This is a genomic window from Brevibacillus sp. LEMMJ03 (assembly GCF_007197875.1).
GTDB classification, from domain to species: Bacteria; Bacillota; Bacilli; order Brevibacillales; family Brevibacillaceae; genus Brevibacillus; species Brevibacillus thermoruber.
Genome location: NZ_VKJN01000042.1, coordinates 1 through 1,559, shown reverse-complemented (window position 1 = coordinate 1,559; position 1,559 = coordinate 1). Strand labels below are relative to the sequence as shown.

Genomic DNA, 1,559 nt, shown 5'->3' with positions numbered 1-1,559 from the left:
CGATATCCAATTTCATCAATGATGAGTACATTCGGTTTTATAAATGCTCGCATTTTTTGTTTGATGCTATTGTTTTGATGTGCAATCTGGAGCGTCTGAACCAAATCATGAGCAGTTGTAAAGTAAACCGTCAACCCTTGTTTGATAGCTTCGAGAGCCAAAGCAACAGACAAGTGAGTCTTGCCGACCCCTGGCGGACCAAGTAAAATGAGATTCTCTTGTTGTTGTACAAACCGGAGGGTTGCCAAATCACGAATCCGTCTTTCATCAATGGAGGGCTGGAAACTGAAATCGAATTGCTCCAACGTTTTATGGTAGGGTAAATGAGCCAATCGCGTTTTCATGCGGATAAACCGATCCCTCTTGGCCATGATTTCTTCTTGCAAAAGCTTGTCCAAGAACTCCAAATACGATATATTCTGAGCAGCAGCTTCTTCTGCGTGGTGGTGAATAATTTCCGGGATTCGTACCCATCCCATCTGTACAAAGGCTTCTTCTAAACGGGCCTGGAGTATCATTGTACGATCACCTCCTCGTCAGCAAACTGCTCATAGACAGACAAATCACGTTCCACCACTTCGGGGCTTGGATTGGGAACCAAACGCGGCATAGGTTGGGGAGCCTTCGCGCCAATTTGGTTTTGAATCCCCTCGAAGTGTTTTTTATTGGTTATGACTTGCTTGGTACGAGTAGCTTTAGGATGTTCAGCGATGATCATGTTGCCCTGATAGATCCGGATATGGCCATTCTGGAGATCTTGTACTTCTACCGTATGACCTACATAAACATAGGGGACTGAATACCGGCTTCCTCCGTAAGAAACGAGTGAATCATTCGATACTCTTCGAGTATGGCGTTCTACCTCTTCGAATGGGATCGGGTTAAGTGGCTTCAACTGTTCGTGTTTCCATCGATCTACTGGTTTATCATGCGTGGTGCCGTGTACCCGTACATTAGCCACCGTATCCAACCAATGACGTACTTGCTGATTCAAGTCACGAAGGCTGGTAAACGTCTGCACCCGAGGCAAAAAATTCTTGCGAACATATCCTACTCCATTTTCCACTTTCCCTTTTGTTCGTGCACGGTAGGGAGCGCAGCGTCGCAGCGTAAGACCGTGATGGCTTGCAAACTGGGAAAATCGTTCATTCCACAATACATGCCCTTGATCGTCGTAACCGACAATGACGGTTTTCATATTGTCATACAAGCATGTTTCCGGTCTGCCGCCAAAGTATTGCATGGCACGCAAGTGGCAGCCGATGAGGGTATCAAGCCGTTCATTCTCTGTAAATTCCACATACAACATTCTCGAGTATCCCAAAACCATGACAAAGGCGTACAGCCGTTTATATCCACCATTCCACTCTACCTTAAAATGTCCCCAGTCTACTTGCGCTTGCTTTCCGGGTGCCGTTTCATAACGGAGCGTTGCCTTGGTCTTAACAACCGGGCGCAATGGTTCCATGAATGAGCGAAGGAGCCGAATTTGCCCTGGATAACCTTGGGCTTTGATCTCATCAAACAAAACGACAGCATTGAAGCAGCCTTCTTCCATT

At 46.4% G+C, this 1,559-nt stretch carries 2 protein-coding genes; both read right to left on the bottom strand.

The annotated features are described in order from the left end of the window. Positions 1–518 (bottom strand): ATP-binding protein (locus FOI68_RS22630; protein WP_143864409.1); only part of this gene is annotated, 518 nt, incomplete at its 3' end. Beyond that, positions 515–1,559, bottom strand: a 1,045-nt coding sequence (istA, locus tag FOI68_RS22625; RefSeq protein ID WP_143864408.1) for an IS21 family transposase, incomplete at its 5' end; no start/stop codon positions are given. The genes istA and FOI68_RS22630, both read right to left, overlap by 4 nt.